Genomic DNA, 17,797 nt, shown 5'->3' on the forward strand with positions numbered 1-17,797 from the left:
TCCGGCGTGTACAGGTTCCTCTGGCGGCGGCTGCCCGGCGGCACCGCGCTCCGGCTGGCCGTGGTGCTGCTGCTGACCGGCGCGGCCGTGGCCGCGCTGTGGTACGTCGTGTTCCCCTGGCTGGCGCCGCGGGTGCCGATCGGTTAACGACGCCGCCCATATGACGAAAGCAGCGGAAAACTGGCCTGTCCCCCGCCGCACCCGTCCGGCGTACGTATGCGGGTGCCCCACCCGAGTCCGCACCGGTCACCGGCGCGCCGCGCCGCCGGTCCTTCCGGTGTGCCTCGTGGTGGTCATCCCCCCGCTGAGGAGAACCCTATGCGCATGTCCCCGATGCGGACGTCACGGTTCCTCCGGACCCGCGTGGCCCTGCTCACGGGAACGGCCGTGCTGCTCACGGTGTCACCGGCCCGGGCGGCCGAGCCGGCCGGCGCCACGACGGCGAGCACGGCGGCGAGCACGGCGGCGGGCACGGCGGTGCGCGTGCTGCGGTATGACGCGAGCCGCGCCGCCGAGTTCCGCACGGTGATGGACCAGGCCGCGCAGGTGTGGAACGCCACCGTCGCCGAGGTCCGCCTGGTCGCGGGCACGCCCGCCGACTTCGTGGTGCGTGCCGACGACGGCTGGCCGCGCACGAGCGTCACCAGGCTGGGCCGGGGCACCATCTGGATGGGCAGGGAGGCGACCGCCGAGGGCTACTATCCCCTGCGCATCGCCACCCATGAGATCGGCCACGTCCTCGGCCTGCCCGACCGGCGCACCGGCCTGTGCACCGACCTGATGTCCGGTCACAGCGCCCCGGTGAGCTGCACCAACGCCACCCCGAGCGCCGCGGAGCGCCGCGCGGTCGACGCGAACTTCGCCGGCTCCTCCCTCCGCGCCGGGGAGCCCACCGGCCGGCTCTTCGTCGACCGTCCGGACGCCGCCCGCGACCCGGTTCCCGCGCCGTAGGAGTGCCCGGCGCACTCACCGTCCCCGGGTCCGGCCGTCGTGGCCACGGTCCAGGGACGGCGCGTGCCGCACGGGGCGAGAGTCGCCTGCGCCGTCAGGGCGAGGATCAGAGGCGAGAGTCGATCAGGGGGCGGCACGGTTCAGAGGGCAACGCGGTTCAGACGGCGACGCGGTTCAGACGGCGGCGCGGTTCAGACGGCGACGCCGAGGAGCGCGTCGGCGACGTCGCGCACCAGCGCCGGAGACGAGGCGTCGTCGCCCTCCTCCGCCGCCCAGGCGTCGATAGCCGCGAGCGCGCCGGGGGCGTCGAGATCGTCGGCGAGGCGCTCACGCACCGCCGACAGCACCGGGCCTCCCGCGGGGCCCGCCGGGCGCGCCACCGCGGCCCGCCACCGTGCCAGCCTCTCCTCGGCCGTGGCGAGCTGGTCCGGCGTCCACTCCCAGTCCGTACGGTAGTGGTGCGCCAGCAGGGCCAGCCGGATGGCCATGGGGTCGGCGGTCTGCCGCAGCCTGGAGACGAACACGAGGTTGCCCCTGGACTTCGACATCTTCTCGCCGTCCAGGCCGACCATGCCCGCGTGGACGTACGCCCGCGCGAACGGCCACTCGCCGGTGGCCACGTGGCCCTCACAGGCGCCCATCTCGTGGTGGGGGAAGATCAGGTCCGAGCCGCCGCCGGCGACGTCGAAGCCGCTGCCCAGGTTGCGCAGGGCGATGGCGGTGCACTCGATGTGCCAGCCGGGCCTGCCGCGGCCGAGCGGCGACTCCCAGGACGGCTCTCCCGGGCGTTCCGCCCGCCACAGCAGCCAGTCGAGCGGGTGGCGCTTGCCCTCCCTGCCGGGGTCGCCCCCGCGCTCGCCGAACAGCTCGAGCATGGTCTCCTCTGAGTAGCCCGAGACCGCGCCGAACTTGGGCGCGGACGCGACCGAGAAGTAGACGTCCCCGTCGATCTCGTACGTGGCGCCTCGATCGGCCAGCCGGGTGATCAGCTCGGCGATCTCCCCCACGGTCTCGGTGACCCCGACGTACTCGCGGGGCGGCAGGATGCGCAGCGCCTCCATGTCGGAGCGGAACAGCTCGATCTCGCGCTCACCGAGGGAACGCCAGTCGGTGCCGGTCGCCTCGGCCCGCTCCAGCAGGGGGTCGTCCACGTCAGTGGCGTTCTGGGTGTAGTGCACGTCGTGGCCGGCGTCCCGCCATACCCGGTTGACCAGGTCGAAGGCGAGGTAGGTGTTGGCGTGCCCCAGGTGGGTGGCGTCGTACGGCGTGATCCCGCAGACGTAGAGCCTGGCCTCGCCGGAGGGGGTAGTCTCCCGCACCTCCCGGGCGGCAGTGTCGTACAGACGGAGCATGAGGCCCGAACCGGGCAGCCTTGGGACATTCGGAGCAGACCACGATCGCATGGTGTGAAGCCTATCCGCGCCGCCGGCGGACCCGGTCAGCCGGTGCGCTCCACGACATGTCGACCTCGTGCCAGGTGGCGGGGTCGTCCGGCTGGGGGCAGAAGTCGTAGCGGAGCCCCTCCTCCGCCACGGCGACCAGCGTGATCGAGAGGCTGGCGAAGATCCGCCCATCCGGCAGCCGCCGCCGCATGACCAGCGCGCGGGGATCGTCCCAGGGCACCCCCGCGCCCGAGGCGGGGTCGAGCCACTCCCCCCAGAACCGCCCGGTCGAGCCGCCCGTCATCCACCCGGGCCGGGCGACCCTGGCGAAGCGGGGCCGGAACCAGGCGGTGCGCGGCTCGCTCTCGCCCCGGTCCCAGCCGGTGTTCACGATCATGTGCACGCCCGCGGGCAGCTTCTCCTCGGTCAGGGACCTGCCGTCCCAGCTCCACAGGCGTACGCCGTCGAGCCCGCCGAGGACGAGATGAAAGGGGTCATACCAGGATAAATCGAGCGGCGGGAACTCTCCCGCGGCGGCGGCGAGCAGCGGCAGCTCGCCGCGCGAGTGACGCCTGCCATCCGCGGCCGCGACGCCGTCACCGTTGAGCAGCGCCGCCACGCGCCGCTTTTCGGGGTCGGCCGCCAGCCAGGTGCCGCCCGCCTGGAGGTCGCGGCCTCCGATCAGGCCGGGGTACGCGGGCCAGTGCCGGTCCGGCGACATCCACGGCCGCGTGACGAACTCGTCACGCACTCCCGCCAGGAGCACCGGCGCGTCCGCCTCCGGCTCGACGCTCACGATGACCGTACACAATGCGTGTTCCCTCCAATATCGGTAGAGACCCCTGCAGAGTGCACAATTCGCACGTTTTGCGCAAGCCTGGCTGCATTGATCAAATCGGGGGCCACGGTATCGCCGGCCAGTCCTCGGACGGGTGCGGGTGGACCCCCGTGGCGAGCAGCCTCTTGACCCGCTCCCACGTGGCCTCCACCTCGGCCTGGGTCAGCAGCTCGCGCAGGCGCCGGCCGAGGCGCCCCCGCTCGATCTCGCGTTCCAGCCGCACCAGCACGTTGACCGCCTCGCGCGGGAGCGTCTTGCCGCGCCACTGCCACAGCACGGTGCGCAGCTTGTCCTCCACCGCGAAGCAGACCCCGTGGTCGACCCCGTACACGTGCCCGTCGGGCAGCGGAAGCAGATGGCCGCCCTTGCGGTCGGCGTTGTTCACCACGGCATCGAACACGGCCATGCGGCGCAGGGCGGGGTTGCGGCTGCGCATGAGGGCCATCAGGTCGGTCTCGGGGTCGGCGTCGATCCACAGCTGCACCATCCCCGGGCCGAAGGGACCGTCCCGATAGACGGTCGGCGGCACGATGCGCCATCCGGTGGCGGCGGCCACCTCGTAGGCGGCCACCTCACGGGCCGCCAGCGTGCCGTCGGGGAAGTCCCACAGGGGACGCTCCCCGCGCACCGGCTTGTACACGCACGCCGCCGCGTGCTCGCCGTTCCTGATGGAGCAGTAGAGCGTCATGTTCGTGGCCTCGACGAGTCGTCCCGCCACTTCTAAGGTGCCCTCCCGCAGCAGGCTCATCGCCGCCGCGTCGTCCAGCCCCGGCCCGTCCACGTCGCTGATGCTCGCCTCGCCCTCGGCCGTCATCCGGTTCCTCGCCCGCGCGGCGCGAGGCCGCCCTTCCACCCGTTCACCGCCGCACCTCTCATGCCGACAGTCCTCCGGGGTGGTGGCCGTTGAGGCGGACGCAGATGTGGCCCTCGGGGTCGAGGGGCCTGCCGCACAGCGGGCACGGCGGGCGGCCCGCGGCGACCACCTCAAGCGCCCGGCGGCTGAACGCGCGGGCGGCGGCGGCGCTGATCCGCACCCGGAGGACGGCGGGCTCGGGCCGGTCGTCCACCGGGGGCTCCTCGTCCTCCTCGTCGCCCTCGGTGGCCTCCTGCGCCTCGATGATCACCTGGGCGGTCTCGGGATCCCAGGCGAGCGCCATCGTGCCCACTCGGAAGTCCTCGTCGATCGGCAGGTCGAGAGGGCCCTCGTCGCTCAGCTCCGCGGGGGCCATGGCCGGGACCGGCGCGCGCCCGCCGCTGCGCCGCAGAACCTCGTCGAGCAGCTCGTCGAGGCGATCGGCCAGCACGGCGACCTGGAACTTCTCCAGCGCAACCGTGGTGATCCTGCCCTGGCCTCTGGCTTGCAGGAAGAAGGCTCGCGCGCCCGGTTGCCCCACGGCACCGGCCACGAACCTGTCAGGCGGATCGTAGTCGAAGACCGGCATAGCCCGACCTTATGTGGTCCCGGGTCCGCCGCCGACGGCGGCATCGCTTCCGGTGTTGGTTTCTCCCCCGTCTTCGTCCTCCGACACCTCAGGCGGGGGCACCAGGTTGGCCACTCCCCCGCCCACGTCGTTGGCCCTGAGCAGGAAGGGACGCAAGGGGGTGTAGCGGATCACCGTGACGGACGCGGGGTCGGCCGTGACCCGCTGGAACTGGTCCAGGTGCAGGCCCATGGCGTCGGCCACGATCGCCTTGATCACATCCCCGTGGCTGCAGATGAGATAGGTGGCCTTCTCGCCGAGCCGCTCGTTCCAGTCGCGTACGGCACGCACGGCCCGGCTCTGCACGTCCGCCAGGGCCTCCCCGCCGGGGAAGACCGCCGCGCTGGGATGGGCCTGCACGACCCGCCAGAGCGGCTCCTCGGCGAGCTCCTTCAGCGGCCTGCCGGTCCAGTCGCCGTAGCCGCACTCGCCGAACCTGTCGTCGGTCTGCACCGACACGGGGCGGCCCGTCGCGATGGCGGCGGCGGTCTCCTGGCACCGCTCCAGCGGGCTGGACACGATGGCGTCCAGCTCCAGGGGCGCGAGCCGTTCCGCGACGGCGCGCGCCTGCTCCCGCCCGCGCTCGTCGAGGTGGACCCCGGGGGTCCAGCCGGCCAGCACGGGGCCGGTCATCGCGGTGAGGCCGTGCCGTACGAGCAGGACGGTCGTCATGACTGCACCACTCCCAGGGCCAGCAGCGTGAGGAGGAACGTGCCGGCGAAGACGCGATAGACGACGAAGACGATGGTCGAGTGGCGCGCCACGTAACGCAGCAGCCAGGCGATCGAGGCGTATCCGACGACGAACGAGACGACGGTCGCGACCAGGGTCGGCGCGACCGGGGGGCCGCCGCCGTCGCCGACATGGCGCAGCTCGAACAGCCCCGAGAGGATCACCGCCGGGATCGACAGCAGGAAGGAGTAGCGGGCGGCCGCCTCGCGCGTGTATCCGAGGAACATCGCGCCGGTCATGGTGGAGCCCGAGCGGGAGGCGCCGGGGATCAGCGGCAGCATCTGCCAGGCGCCGACGATCAGGCCGTCGCGCATGTTGAGGTCGGCGACCTCTTTCTTCTTGCGGCCCATCTGGTCGGCCACGAGCAGCAGCAGGCCGAAGACGATGAGCATGACCGCGTTCAGCCACAGGTTGCGGGCCGGGCCCTCGATCGCGTCCTTGAACAGCAGGCCGGCGACGCCGATCGGGATCGTGCCCAGGCCGATGTACCACCCCATGCGCGCGTCGAGGTCGCCGCGCAGCTCCGGCGTCCAGAGGCTGCGCAGCCAGGCCCAGGTGATACGGACGATGTCGCGCCAGAAGTAGATGAGCACCGCGAGCATGGTGCCGAGCTGGATCACCGCGGTGAACGCCGCGCCGGGGTCGCCCCATCCGGCCAGCTTGGGCACGATCAGCAGGTGGGCCGAGCTGGAGATGGGCAGGAACTCGGTGAGACCCTGCACGAGCCCGAGCACGATCGCCTGTAGTACGTCCATGGTGCGGACAGCCTATCGGCTAGTCTGTCCGCACCATGGACCAGCGACTAGTCGGGCGCAGCGGTCTGTCGGTGTCCAGGATCGGGCTCGGCACGATGACCTGGGCCCGCGACACCTCCGCCGAGGAGGCGACGGCGCAGCTCACCGCCTTCGCCGAGGCCGGCGGCACGCTGATCGACACCGCCGACGTCTACGGAGGCGGCGACGCCGAGCGCCTGATCGGCCGGCTCATCCGCGACGTGGTGCCGCGCTCCGAGCTGGTCATCGCCACCAAGGCCGTGCTCACGCCCGGCGGCGGGCACGACGCCTCCCGCCGTCACCTCATCCGCGCGCTCGACGCCTCCCTGACCCGGCTCGGCCTGGAGGAGGTCGACCTGTGGCAGCTCCACGCGTTCGACCCCAGGGTGCCGCTGGAGGAGACGCTCGCCGCCGTCGACTACGCCGTCTCCACCGGGCGTACGGCCTACGCGGGCGTGTGCAACTACACGGGCTGGCAGCTCGCGGCGGCCGCCACCTGGCAGCGGTGCGGCGAGTCGCGGGCGCCGATCGTCGCGGCGCAGGTGGAGTATTCCCTGCTGGCCAGGGACGCCGAGGAGGAGGTGCTGCCGGCCGCCGGGCACGTAGGCGCCGGGATCCTCGCCTGGTCGCCGCTGGGACGCGGCGTGCTGACCGGGAAATACCGCACCGGCATCCCCGCGGACTCCCGCGCCGCCACCCCGCACTTCGCCGAGTTCGTCCGGCCCTACCTCGACGAACGGTGCCGCAGCATCGTGGAGTCGGTGACCACGGCGGCCGAGGGGCTCGGCGTGTCGCCGCTCGCCGTGGCGCTCGCCTGGGTGCGCGACCGCCCGGGCGTGTCGTCGGCGATCGTCGGCGCGCGCACCCACGCACAGCTCCTCGGCGTGTTGCAGGCCGAGAAGCTGACACTGCCATGGGAGATCCGCGAGGCTCTGGACGACGTCTCCGACCCTTGATCGCCGCGCCGGGCGCGGGAGGCGAACGAGAATCGTCCTCACGTATCACACATCGATACCGAACTGCAACTTTCTACTGCATAACCCCGCGCTCCGGCGAAGAGTGGCGGGTATGTCGGGGGATGGACCAGAGCACTGCGGAAGGGGACACATGGGGATCGTAGGCAAAGCCTCCGCGATCTCCGCCGGGGCTCTCGCGATCACCCTGGCCGGAGGGCTCCCTCTCGCCGCATCCCCGGCACAGGCCTTCGACTGCACCGGAGGCGGCGGCCTGGTCTCGGGCCTCACCGGCGGCGTCTGCTCCCTGGTGGACGGCGTGGGCCAGCTGGCCGACGGCGTCACCGACATCGCGGACAAGGCCACCGGCGGCGTGACGGAACCGGTCACGAAGGCCGTGGACGACACGTTGAAGACGACCACCGGAGCCGCGGGCACGGCGGTGAACGACGTCGGGAAGGCGGTCGACACGGCCGGCCGGACGCTCACCGGGGCGGCGGACTCCGCGACCGGCGCGGCGAGCGGGGCGACCGGAGGCGCGGACGCCTCGGCCGGAGCGACGGGCGCGGTGAGCGGGGTGACGGAGGCCGTGAGCGGAGCGACCGAAGCCGTGAGCGGAGCGGCCGGGAAGCTGACGGGCGGCGGAGCCACGAGCAGCCCCTCCCCGACGATCCAGAAGCTCACCGACGGGCTCACCCGCGCCGTCCAGGACACCTGCCTGCCCCTGGTCGCCGGCGAGGAGTGCGCGTCCGACGAGGGTGACGAGGGCGCGGGGAGCGCCGGAAAGGCGGGGACGGCCGGCAAGAAGGCGACCCGGCCCAAGGCGTCCATGACGCCCGAGGGCATCCTGTCTCCCGAGCCCTACCGGCCGCGTCTCGTCGCGGCGCTCGAGGACGCGTCCCGGACGGGCCGCGGAGGGAAGGTGGACCCCGACGAGGACGGCGTGATCCCCCTCCTCTGGCCCGGGCAGAAGGTGCCCGAAATGCCGGAACTGCACGGCGACCACGCGGGCGCGCGCACGCGGGCCCACCGGTCCTACGACACGGCGGGAACGGCGCTCACCGCGGTTCTGCTGCTCTCGGCGCTGCTCGCCACCCGCGTGGTCTCGGCTCGGCGGGCCCGAGCCGGACAGCAGGAGGCGACCGAGTCGATCCCCTTCGAGGGCGGCCTGCGGCTGCCCGGGAAGGCCGGGCGCCACCGGCTCGCCTGACGACGACGTGGGCGCGCCGGTCCGCGCGCCCCGCCGGTTGATGGGTTGATGCGAACCCGCGCCGGATGATCGCGCATCAACCTCCGGCCGGGTTATCCATGCCGTGACGGGCACCGCGAGGTGCCCCGGCACGGAAGGAGCAGCCCTGGATGAGATGGAGCATCGCCCTGAGAGCACTGGCCGTTCCGGCGGCGGCCGTCGCGCTGACGACGACCGCGACCGGTGCGGTCGCCGGAACGGGAGACGGGCCTGGCGGCGGAACGGGAGACGGTCCGGGTGCGGGATCGGGCCGGACCGGTGCCGTGCGGCTCGACGACATCCCGCGCGGCGGGACCGTCCGCCTCCCGCGCCGCGTCTCCGACACGTCGTGCGACCGGGGGCGCAAGAGCGCCCAGACCTGCGACGGAACCGACCCGATCAGGAGCCGCTGCGACAGCGGGGCCTACACCGTGGCGAGTTCGCGGCTCTGGTATCACGACGGTCGCGGCCGGGCCACGCGGCCCGCCGGCGCCACCGTCGAGTTGCGGTACTCCCCCCGCTGCGGCACCAACTGGTCGAGGGTCATCCTCGACCAGGGGCGCACCGGGCCTGTGGGTGTGCTCGTGTGCTGGGGCGCGGGGGTCGGCGACTGCACCGAGATGTACGCGACCCGCGGCCGCACCGCGTACTCCGACCAGCTCTACGCGAAGGACGTGGAGGCGACGGCGTACGGGCTGTGCTGCGGCACCTGGCCGGACATCGCCGCCGCCTGGGGACGGGGCTGAGCCCCGCCGCGGGACCGGCGGTCCGCAGCCCGCACGCCGACCGGCGCGGATGGGCGGGCGCGGACACGGGGGCCGGCCCCGCGCCCGTCCGGCCTCGTCGGCCGCTTCGGCCTCCCACGGCTTGGCGGTGAGGCCGCCGTAGAGGCCGATGACGTACGGCTCGTCGACCGCGCGCGGCTATGGGTCAGCGCGCGCAGCGGGTCTTCGCGTGGGGGCCCTCCCCCTGCTCGGTGACCACCCATCCCTCCACCCAGACGCATCCGCGCGTCAGGGAGAGCATGTCTCCGTAGCTGCCCGGCGGCGTGTTGTTCGCCCACTGGGAGCGCACCTGGGCGTTGTCCGCCGGACGATGCGCGGCGAGCCACACGGTGTAAAGGTGGGGATTGTCGAAGTGCGCCGACGCCCACGCCGTGTCGCATCCGGGACTGCGCCGCAGCCGTAGCGTGCCGAACCGGGTGCCGTCGGGCAGGTTCAGCGGAACCGCGTCGAGTGTCTCGATCTCGTCGAGGTCGTCTCCGCACCCGCGGGCGCGGGGGTCGTCGCCGTCCATGTCCTCGGCCCGGCTCAGGTCCCCCGCCCGGTCGGTGACGTGCTGGTTGCGCGCGATCCAGCCGGGCGCGAGCCCGAGGCCGCCCCCGACGGCCAGCGCCACCACGCCGGCGACCACGAGGACGACGGCGAGCGTGAGCAGCCGCCCGCGTCGCCGCACGAAGCCGGCGCGGCCACCACCCCCGGCCTCCGGCGCGACGACCTCGACCGCGCCGGGAGCCGTAGCCGAGGCTCCCTCGGCCGCCGGGGCCGGTTCCGGCCGTTCCGCCGCCCGGCCCGTGATCTCCTCGCCGGCCCGGTGCCAGCGCCGCGCCCACGCGTCCTCGTCGCCCCCGCAGGCGCGTACGAACGCGAGGGTGACCTCCAGGCTCGGGAAGACACGGCCGCCGGCCGCCCGCGACAGCACCGTGGGCGAGTAGTGCGCCCTCTCCGAGAGCGCCCGGTAGGTGGGCGACCCTGCCTCCTCGCGCAACCGCCGCAACGCGACGGCGAACGCCTGCACGGGCCCTTCCCCGGGATCGAGGTCGCGCTCTGGTCGTCCCATGGTCCCCACACGAGTTCGACGGCCACGTCGCCGCGGGCGGCGCCGTCCGGGGCGTACGGGGACGGGGCGGCCCGGGCACCACGCTCGCGTCTGACGGCCCATGCCCACTGCGGAGAACCGCGAGCGTCAGACACGCCCAGATGCTAAGCGCAGGGACGGGCCGCGGCAAGATCCGTCTGCCACGGCCCGTACGCCCGCCCGGCGTGGGAGGCGGGATGTCGCGAGAGAGGTGCCGTCAGGCGCCCATCGCGTGCACGCCGCCGTCGACGTGGACGATCTCGCCGGTGGTGGCGGGGAACCAGTCGGACATCAGCGCGACGCACGCCTTCGCGGCCGGCGCGGTGTCGGCCAGGTCCCAGCCGAGCGGCGCGCGCTCCGGCCAGGAGTCCTCGAACTCCTTGAACCCGGGGATGCTCTTGGCCGCCATCGTGCGGAGCGGACCGGCGGCGACGAGGTTGACCCGGATGCCGTGCTTGCCCAGGTCGCGCGCGAGGTAGCGGGAGCACGACTCCAGCCCGGCCTTGGCCACGCCCATCCAGTCGTAGACCGGCCACGCCTTGGTCGCGTCGAAGTCGAGGCCGACGATCGCGCCGCCCTCCTTCATCAGCGGCAGGCACGCGACGGCGAGCGACTTGAACGAGTACGTCGACACGTGGACCGCCGTGGCGACGTCCTCCCAGGAGGTGTTGAGGAAGTTGCCGCCCAGGCAGGTCTGCGGGGCGAACCCGATCGAGTGGACGACCCCGTCCAGCGCGTCGAGGTGCGCGCCGACGCGGTCGGCGAGCGTGTCGAGATGCTCGTTGTTCTGGACGTCCAGTTCGATCACCGGCGGCGGCTCGGGCAGCCGCTTGGCGATGCGCTCGACCAGGCTGAGGCGGCCGAAGCCGGTCAGCACCACCTGGGCGCCCTCCTCCTGGGCCAGCTTGGCCACGTTGAAGGCGATCGACGCGTCGGTGAGGACGCCGGTGACCAGCAGTCGCTTCCCGTCCAGCAAACCCATGTCCAGCTCCAGTCAGTCGGGTGTCGGGCTCAGCGTGTCCGGCTCAGTGGCCCATGCCGAGGCCGCCGTCGACGGGGATGACCGCCCCGGTGATGTAGGAGGCGTCGTCGCTCGCCAGGAACCTGACGACCCGGGCGATCTCCTCGGCCTGCGCCTGCCGCCCGAGCGGGATGCTCTTGCGGATCTGCTCCTGCTGCGCCTCGTCGAGCACCGCGGTCATGTCGGTCTGCACGAACCCGGGCGCGACCACGTTGACCGTGATGCCGCGCGAGCCGAGCTCTCGGGCCAGCGACCGGCCGAAGCCGACCAGTCCGGCCTTGGAGGCGGCGTAGTTGGTCTGACCGGCCGAGCCGGACAGGCCGACGACGGAGGAGATCAGGATGATGCGTCCGCGCCGCATGCGCAGCATGGGGCGTACGGCCCGCTTGGCGATGCGGTAGGCGCCGGTCAGGTTCGTGTCGATGACGTCGGTGAAGGTCTCCTCCTTCATCATCGGCAGCAGCGTGTCCTTGGTGATCCCCGCGTTGGCGACGACGATCTCGACCGGGCCGTGCTCGGCCTCGGCCTTCTCGAAGGCGGCGTCGACGTCGGCGGAGCTCGTCACGTCGCAGCGGACTCCGAACAGCCCCTCCGGGGGCTCGCCGGAACGGTAGGTGACGGCGACGGCGTCTCCCGCGGCGGACAGCTCGCGGGCGATCGCGAGGCCGATGCCGCGATTTCCGCCGGTGACGAGAACAGAGCGAACCATGCGACCGACCGTATCGGCTACTTGGGGGTAGTCCACTTGTCCGCAGGGCACAAGATCACAGGGTTAGGATCGTGGACATGCGCCAGATCGACCCCGACTTCCTCGCCCTGCCGCTGCGGCGGCTGGCGGACGCGGCCCTGCAGCGCGCCCGTGACCTTGGAGCCGAGCACGCCTCGTTCCGGCTCGAACGCGTACGCGCCGAGACGCTGCGCCTGTTCGACGCCCGGCTCGAAGGCTCCTCGGACGCCGACGACCTCGGCTTCGCCGTACGGGTGATCAAGGATGGCACATGGGGCTTCGCGTCCGGGATCGAGCTGACCCCGGAGGCGGCGGCCCGGGCGGCCGAGGAGGCCGTGCGGGTGGCGGCGGTCAGCGCGCCCATCAACCGTGAGCCGGTTGAGCTCGCCCCCGAGCCGGTGTACGACGACGTGACCTGGGTGTCGTCCTACGAGATCGACCCGTTCGACGTGCCGCTGCCGGACAAGGCGGCGCTGCTGGCCGAGTGGTCGTCCGGCCTGCTCGGCAAGGTCGACCACGTCTCGGCCTCGCTCATGCAGGTCAAGGAGCAGAAGTTCTACACCGACACGGCGGGCACGGTGACCACGCAGCAGCGCGTGCGGCTCCACCCGGTCCTGACCGCGATGCGGGCCGACGGCGACCGGTTCGACGACATGCGCACGCTCGCCCCGCCGGCCGGCCGCGGGTACGAATACCTGACCGGCACCGGCTGGGACTTCCCGGCCGAGCTGGCCGAGATCCCCGGCCTGCTGGAGGAGAAGCTCAAGGCGCCCTCGGTCGAGGCCGGCACGTACGACCTGGTGATCGACCCGTCGAACCTGTGGCTGACGATCCACGAGTCGATCGGCCACGCGACCGAGCTCGACCGGGCGCTCGGCTACGAGGCGGCCTACGCGGGCACCTCGTTCGCCACCTTCGACCAGCTCGGCAGCCTGCACTACGGCTCGCCGGTGATGAACGTGACGGGCGACCGCACGGTCGAGCACGGCCTGGCCACCGTCGGCTGGGACGACGAGGGCGTGGCCGGTCAGTCGTTCGACATCGTCCGCGAGGGCACGCTGGTGGGCTACCAGCTCGACCGGCGGATGGCTCTGCTGAAGGGCTTCGGGCGGTCGAACGGCTGCGCGTTCGCCGACTCCCCCGGGCACGTGCCGATCCAGCGGATGGCCAACGTGTCGCTCCGGCCCGCCGCCGACGGCCCCTCGACCGACGAGCTGATCTCCCGGGTCGGGCGCGGGATCTACGTCGTCGGCGACAAGAGCTGGTCGATCGACATGCAGCGCTACAACTTCCAGTTCACCGGCCAGCGCTTCTACAAGATCGAGAACGGCCGCCTGGCCGGGCAGCTGCGCGACGTGGCCTACCAGGCGACCACGACCGACTTCTGGCGCTCGATGGAGGCCGTCGGCGGCCCGGAGACGTACGTGCTCGGCGGCGCCTTCAACTGCGGCAAGGGCCAGCCGGGCCAGGTCGCGCCGGTCAGCCACGGCGCCCCCGCGGCCCTGTTCCGCGGCGTACGGATCCTCAACACCGTCCAGGAGGGTGGCAGCAAGTGAGCGACCGGGTGACCACACCGCAGGAGACGGTGGAGCGGGCGCTCGCGCTGAGCGAGGCCGACGGCTGCGTCGTCATCGTGGACGAGGGCTCCACCGCCAACCTGCGCTTCGCCGGCAACACGCTGACGACCAACGGGGTCGCGCGCTCTTCCCGGCTCACCGTGATCTCCGTGGTGGGCGCCGGGGTGGGGGTCGTCTCGCGCTCCGCCGTACGGGCCGGCCGGCTCGCCGACGTGGTGGCCGCGGCGGACCGCGCCGCGCGGGAGGCCCAGCCGTCGGAGGACGCCCGGCCCCTGGTGGAGGGCGCCGCCGGAGAGGGCTGGGAGCGCCCGGTGGAGCCGACCTCCATCGACGTGTTCCGGGGGTTCGCCCCCGCGCTCGGCGAGGCGTTCGCCTCCGCCGACGCCTCCGGACGCAGGCTGTACGGCTTCGCCGAGCACAGCATGACCTCGACGTTCGTCGGCTCGTCGACCGGCCTGCGGCTGCGTCACGACCAGCCCACCGGGCGGCTCGAACTGAACGCCAAGTCGGCGGACATGACGCGCTCGGCGTGGACGGGCGTGGCCACCCGCGACTTCTCCGACGTGGACGTGGCCGCCCTCGACGAGACGCTCACCCGGCGGATCGACTGGGCCAAGCGGCGGATCAGCCTGGAGCCGGGCCGCTACGAGACGCTCCTGCCGCCGACGGCGGTCTCCGACCTGATGATCTACCTGTACTGGTCGGCCGGCGCGCGGGACGCCGCCGACGGCCGCACGGTGTTCTCCAAGCCCGGCGGCGGCACCCGCGTGGGCGAGCGGCTTTCGACGCTGCCGGTGTCGCTGTACAGCGACCCGGCGCGGGCCGGCGTCGAGTGCGCGCCGTTCGTCGTCGCGCACTCCTCCAGCCGGGAGCAGTCGGTGTTCGACAACGGCCTGCCCCTGGGCCGCACCGAGTGGATCAGCGACGGCACGCTGGCCAACCTCGTGCAGACCCGGCACTCCGCCGAGCTGACCGGGCTCGCCGCCACTCCGCAGATCGACAATCTGATCATGACGGGATCGGAGGACGGCCGCTCGCTGGAGCAGATGATCGCCTCGACCGAGCGGGGCCTGCTGCTGACCTGCCTGTGGTACATCCGCGAGGTCGACCCGCAGTCGCTGCTCCTGACCGGCCTGACCAGAGACGGCGTCTACCTGGTCGAGAACGGCGAGGTCGTGGGCGAGGTCAACAACTTCCGGTTCAACGAGTCGCCGGTCGACCTGCTCGGCCGCCTCAGCGAGGTGGGCCCGAGCGAGCAGACGCTGCCGCGCGAGTGGAACGACTGGTTCACCCGCGCCGTCATGCCGCCGGTCCGCGTGCCCGACTTCAACATGTCGACGGTCAGCCAGGCCAGCTAGCGGGAGGCCGAGCAGGGACGCCGGTCCTGACCGGCGTCCTCACGGCTCCTATTCGGCGTCCTCAAGGCGGAAGCCGACTTTCATGCCGACCTGGAAGTGGGCCACCTCGCCGTCCACGATGTGCCCGCGCACTTCGGTCACCTCGAACCAGTCCAGATGCCGAAGCGTCTGGGCGGCCCGCCTGACTCCGTTGCGGATGGCCTGCTCGACGCTCTCGGCCGAGGTGCCCACTATCTCGGTCACCCGATAGGTGCGGTCCGACATCACGTCCTCCTGGCTGTGCGTCTCGCATGATCGTATCGCCGTGCGGGCATCACCCCCGCCCCCCTCGGGGTCTACCGTGGAAATCGTGAATCCATGGCGCAGGTTGCGAAAAGACCGCCCGGTCGTTCACCAGGTGACGGACGCCCAGCCGTCGCTGACCGACGACGTGCGCAAGCGGGAAATCAGCTACCTCATCAAGATGGGCATCCGCCTCGTGTGCCTCATTCTGGCCGTGGCGGTGCCGGCCCCCTGGCCTGTCAAGGCCCTGTTCGTCGCGGGGGCCGTCCTTTTGCCATACCTTGCCGTTATCGGGGCCAATCAGAGAGGTCACGAGCCTCCTCCGCCCCCTGACTTGACCTCGTCTAACCAAAACGAGATACCACGCCATCGACGCGAGATCGGGTCGTGACAAAGTCTTGACGCAACCCATGGGTTGGAGGTGTACAGTTTAGCCAAGCGCTCTGGTCCCCCGTCGGAGCGCTGGTGCCGGCGTTCCGGGCCCCCGTCGGAACGCCGATGAAGCGACGCCGGGTGGTTTGCCCCCGTAACCACCCGGCGTCGCCCTTTTTTCCGAAGACTTCGTACGGGCCTCACGGACCGGCCGTCGTGGTCGTCCCCGGCGGGGACGGCCCTTCCGCCGAACGGCCCCCGGCGCCCGCCCTTCCCCTCCACGCGGCGCGCCGGGGCCGTGGAAGCCGGCGTCAGGAACCGGAGGTGTCGGTGACCGCCGGTTTCTCCGGGTTCGCGTCCGCCCAGTCCTTCGCCATCCGGGACAGCCGCTCCACCACGTCCGGCGGCGCCGTGCCCGCCCCCTGCGCCAGCCCCACCAGATAGGCGGTCAGCGGAGCGGCGGGCCGCGCCACTCCGTGCGCCACATCCCTGGTCAGGTCGAGCACCGCGGTCCGGTCCACCCGCGCGGGATCGATGCCCAGCTCGCGGCAGACCAGTGCCGTCCATTCCTCCAGCACGTTCACGCGCACTCCCTTCCCCCGCGCCCTCCGGCCCGCTCGCGGGCGGCGCGCAGATCGTCGTCGGTGTCGCAATCGAACCACGGCGGGGTCTCCCCGGGCGCCACCGGCGGGCGTACGGGCACCGGCCTCAGGGGGCCGAGCAGCCCGCGCAGCGACCGTCCCTCGTACGTGCCGAGCGCGTCCCGCAGAGCGGCCGTCCGCCACGCACCGGTGAGCCACTGCTCACGGCCCTCGTCGTCCACGAGCACCGCGCCCGCGCCGTCGTCGGGCACGGCCGCCAGGAGCGCCCCGACATGGCCGGCGACGACGAACGGCAGGTCGGCGGCCAGCAGCACGACCAGCGGGGACGTCACCGCGGCGAGCCCCGCGCGCAACGCCGGCACCGGCCCGCCGCCCGGCGGGTCCTCACGGGTGAACAGCACGCCCGGCATGTCCCTGGGCGGGCCCACCACGACCACCGCGCGGGCGTCGCGGACCGCCGCCGCCACCCGCTCGACGAGGGGAAGCCCGCCGACGAGCGCACCCGGCTTGTCCGCCCCGCCGAGCCGCTCGGCCCGGCCGCCCGCCAGGATCACGGCGTCGTACGGCGGCGGGCATGCGGTCTCACCGGCGCCGGTTGCGGAACGGGGACGCACGGGTGCTCCCTGGACTCTCTCTCGCGCTTTCCCGGGGGCTCTCTTGCCGCCCCGTCAGCCGCCGATGGCCGACATCGGGCGGGCCGGCTGGAGGAACGCGGGGTCGTCGATGCCGTGCCCGGCCCGCTTCCCCCGCACCGCCGCGACCCACCGCGCCGCCAGTTCCTCGTCCGTGGCTCCCGCGCGCAGCGCCGTACGCAGGTCGGACTCCTCGGTGGCGAACAGGCAGTTGCGGACCTGGCCGTCGGCGGTGATCCGGACGCGGTCGCAGGCGCCGCAGAACGGCCGGGTGACCGAGCCGATCACGCCCACCCGGTGCGGGCCGCCGTCCACCAGGAACAGCTCGGCGGGTGCGCTGCCCCGCTCGCGCGGGTCGTCCTCGGTGAGGTCGAAGGCGTCCTTCAGCAGCCCGAGGATCTCGTCGGCCGTGATCATGTCGTCGCGGCGCCAGCCGTGCTGGGCGTCGAGCGGCATCTGCTCGATGAAGCGCAGCTCGTATCCCTGGTCGATGCAGTAGCGCAGCAGCGGAGCGGCCTCGTGCTCGTTGACCCCGCGCATCAGCACCGCGTTGACCTTCACCGGCGTCAGGCCCGCCGCCGTGGCCGCGGCGAGCCCGTCCAGCACGTCGCGGAGCCGGTCGCGGTGCGCCAGCCGTACGAACACGTCGCGGTCCAGCGTGTCCAGCGAGACGTTGACGCGGTCGAGACCGGCCTGGGCGAGCGGCTCCGCCAGGCGGGCCAGGCCGATGCCGTTGGTCGTCAGCGACACCTGGGGACGCGGGCGCAGCGCGGCGGTCGCGGCCACGATCTCGGGAAGCTCCCGCCGCAGCAGCGGCTCGCCACCGGTGAAGCGGACCTCCCGGATGCCGAGCCGCTCCACGCCGATCGTCACCAGGCGGACGATCTCCTCGCCGGTGAGCAACTCGGGCTTGGGCAGCCAGTCGAGGCCCTCCGGCGGCATGCAATAGGAGCATCGCAGGTTGCACCGGTCGGTCAGCGACACCCTCAGATCGGTCGCGACCCGGCCGAACGAGTCAACCAGCACGAGAG

General features: G+C 72.8%; 21 protein-coding genes. 8 read left to right on the plus strand and 13 right to left on the minus strand.

From position 1 onward, the window contains the following. Window positions 1–6: 6 nt before the first annotated feature. Both FLX08_RS40525 and FLX08_RS11835 read left to right on the plus strand, forming a co-directional pair. A complete protein-coding gene (locus tag FLX08_RS40525) occupies window positions 7–147 on the plus strand; it encodes a hypothetical protein (protein WP_167530370.1) in 141 nt (46 codons plus the stop codon). 171 nt (window positions 148–318) lie between these two features. Further along, window positions 319–951, plus strand: coding sequence for a snapalysin family zinc-dependent metalloprotease (locus FLX08_RS11835; protein WP_244312566.1), 633 nt, complete (start codon window positions 319–321; stop codon window positions 949–951). 191 nt (window positions 952–1,142) lie between these two features. On the opposite strand, the gene mshC is transcribed toward FLX08_RS11835, so the two are convergent. The 6 genes from mshC to FLX08_RS11865 form a co-directional block, all read right to left on the minus strand. Next, window positions 1,143–2,354, minus strand: coding sequence for a cysteine--1-D-myo-inosityl 2-amino-2-deoxy-alpha-D-glucopyranoside ligase (gene mshC, locus FLX08_RS11840; RefSeq protein WP_142618822.1), 1,212 nt, complete (start codon window positions 2,352–2,354; stop codon window positions 1,143–1,145). Between the two features lie 10 nt (window positions 2,355–2,364). Then, window positions 2,365–3,129 carry an NRDE family protein gene (locus tag FLX08_RS11845; protein WP_244312567.1) on the minus strand — a complete coding sequence of 255 codons (765 nt, stop codon included), beginning with the start codon at window positions 3,127–3,129 and terminating at the stop codon, window positions 2,365–2,367. 94 nt (window positions 3,130–3,223) lie between these two features. Further along, window positions 3,224–3,985 (minus strand): SCO1664 family protein, encoded by a 762-nt coding sequence (locus tag FLX08_RS11850; RefSeq protein ID WP_142618825.1) that lies wholly within the window; start codon window positions 3,983–3,985, stop codon window positions 3,224–3,226. 58 nt (window positions 3,986–4,043) lie between these two features. Then, window positions 4,044–4,613 (minus strand): DUF3090 family protein, encoded by a 570-nt coding sequence (locus FLX08_RS11855; protein WP_142618827.1) that lies wholly within the window; start codon window positions 4,611–4,613, stop codon window positions 4,044–4,046. Window positions 4,614–4,622: 9 nt separating this feature from the next. After that, the gene (locus FLX08_RS11860; protein ID WP_142618829.1) at window positions 4,623–5,324 is read right to left on the minus strand and encodes a histidine phosphatase family protein; all 702 of its coding nucleotides are present in this window, start codon (window positions 5,322–5,324) and stop codon (window positions 4,623–4,625) included. Continuing rightward, window positions 5,321–6,139, minus strand: a complete 819-nt coding sequence (locus tag FLX08_RS11865; RefSeq protein WP_142618831.1) for an undecaprenyl-diphosphate phosphatase — start codon at window positions 6,137–6,139, stop codon at window positions 5,321–5,323. The genes FLX08_RS11860 and FLX08_RS11865 overlap by 4 nt, the downstream gene beginning before the upstream one ends. Before the next feature lie 35 nt (window positions 6,140–6,174). Here FLX08_RS11865 and FLX08_RS11870 point away from each other — a divergent pair, with 35 nt between their 5' ends. The 3 genes from FLX08_RS11870 (at window position 6,175) to FLX08_RS11880 (ending at window position 9,084) form a co-directional block, all read left to right on the plus strand. Next, window positions 6,175–7,113: an aldo/keto reductase gene (locus FLX08_RS11870; protein WP_142618833.1), complete on the plus strand. Its 939-nt coding sequence runs from the start codon at window positions 6,175–6,177 to the stop codon at window positions 7,111–7,113. Window positions 7,114–7,264: 151 nt separating this feature from the next. Beyond that, window positions 7,265–8,320 carry a hypothetical protein gene (locus FLX08_RS11875; RefSeq protein WP_142618835.1) on the plus strand — a complete coding sequence of 352 codons (1,056 nt, stop codon included), beginning with the start codon at window positions 7,265–7,267 and terminating at the stop codon, window positions 8,318–8,320. Between the two features lie 149 nt (window positions 8,321–8,469). Beyond that, window positions 8,470–9,084, plus strand: coding sequence for a DUF2690 domain-containing protein (locus tag FLX08_RS11880; RefSeq protein WP_142618837.1), 615 nt, complete (start codon window positions 8,470–8,472; stop codon window positions 9,082–9,084). Window positions 9,085–9,268: 184 nt separating this feature from the next. On the opposite strand, the gene FLX08_RS11885 is transcribed toward FLX08_RS11880, so the two are convergent. The 3 genes from FLX08_RS11885 to fabG all read right to left on the minus strand — a co-directional run bounded on the left by FLX08_RS11885 (window position 9,269) and on the right by fabG (window position 11,925). After that, window positions 9,269–10,177, minus strand: a complete 909-nt coding sequence (locus tag FLX08_RS11885; RefSeq protein WP_142618839.1) for a helix-turn-helix domain-containing protein — start codon at window positions 10,175–10,177, stop codon at window positions 9,269–9,271. A gap of 235 nt (window positions 10,178–10,412) precedes the next feature. Then, complete coding sequence (gene fabI, locus FLX08_RS11890) at window positions 10,413–11,177, minus strand: enoyl-ACP reductase FabI (protein WP_142618841.1); 765 nt, start codon at window positions 11,175–11,177, stop codon at window positions 10,413–10,415. A gap of 43 nt (window positions 11,178–11,220) precedes the next feature. Beyond that, the gene (gene fabG / locus FLX08_RS11895) at window positions 11,221–11,925 is read right to left on the minus strand and encodes a 3-oxoacyl-[acyl-carrier-protein] reductase (protein WP_142618843.1); all 705 of its coding nucleotides are present in this window, start codon (window positions 11,923–11,925) and stop codon (window positions 11,221–11,223) included. 77 nt (window positions 11,926–12,002) lie between these two features. On the opposite strand from fabG, the gene FLX08_RS11900 reads away from it, so the two are divergent. Then, window positions 12,003–13,499, plus strand: a complete 1,497-nt coding sequence (locus FLX08_RS11900) for a TldD/PmbA family protein (RefSeq protein WP_142618845.1) — start codon at window positions 12,003–12,005, stop codon at window positions 13,497–13,499. Continuing rightward, entirely contained in the window at window positions 13,496–14,878 is a 1,383-nt protein-coding gene (locus FLX08_RS11905) for a metallopeptidase TldD-related protein (protein WP_142618847.1), read from the plus strand. The genes FLX08_RS11900 and FLX08_RS11905 overlap by 4 nt, the downstream gene beginning before the upstream one ends. 48 nt (window positions 14,879–14,926) lie before the next feature. Here the strand turns inward: FLX08_RS11905 and FLX08_RS11910 are convergent, their stop codons facing one another. Continuing rightward, window positions 14,927–15,142, minus strand: coding sequence for a dodecin (locus FLX08_RS11910; protein WP_142618849.1), 216 nt, complete (start codon window positions 15,140–15,142; stop codon window positions 14,927–14,929). Window positions 15,143–15,227: 85 nt separating this feature from the next. On the opposite strand from FLX08_RS11910, the gene FLX08_RS11915 reads away from it, so the two are divergent. After that, window positions 15,228–15,551: a DUF3099 domain-containing protein gene (locus FLX08_RS11915; RefSeq protein WP_244312568.1), complete on the plus strand. Its 324-nt coding sequence runs from the start codon at window positions 15,228–15,230 to the stop codon at window positions 15,549–15,551. A 292-nt stretch (window positions 15,552–15,843) separates the two neighbouring features. On the opposite strand, the gene FLX08_RS11920 is transcribed toward FLX08_RS11915, so the two are convergent. From FLX08_RS11920 to moaA, 3 genes are read right to left on the minus strand one after another with little or no spacing between them, the layout of a single operon-like run. Continuing rightward, window positions 15,844–16,116, minus strand: a complete 273-nt coding sequence (locus FLX08_RS11920) for a DUF6457 domain-containing protein (RefSeq protein ID WP_142618853.1) — start codon at window positions 16,114–16,116, stop codon at window positions 15,844–15,846. Further along, complete coding sequence (gene mobA, locus FLX08_RS11925) at window positions 16,113–16,748, minus strand: molybdenum cofactor guanylyltransferase (RefSeq protein WP_142618855.1); 636 nt, start codon at window positions 16,746–16,748, stop codon at window positions 16,113–16,115. The genes FLX08_RS11920 and mobA overlap by 4 nt, the downstream gene beginning before the upstream one ends. Window positions 16,749–16,802: 54 nt before the next feature. After that, window positions 16,803–17,792 carry a GTP 3',8-cyclase MoaA gene (gene moaA / locus FLX08_RS11930; RefSeq protein WP_142618857.1) on the minus strand — a complete coding sequence of 330 codons (990 nt, stop codon included), beginning with the start codon at window positions 17,790–17,792 and terminating at the stop codon, window positions 16,803–16,805. Window positions 17,793–17,797 lie beyond the last annotated feature (5 nt).

Source organism: Microbispora hainanensis (assembly GCF_006874475.1).
Lineage (GTDB): Bacteria > Actinomycetota > Actinomycetes > Streptosporangiales > Streptosporangiaceae > Microbispora > Microbispora hainanensis.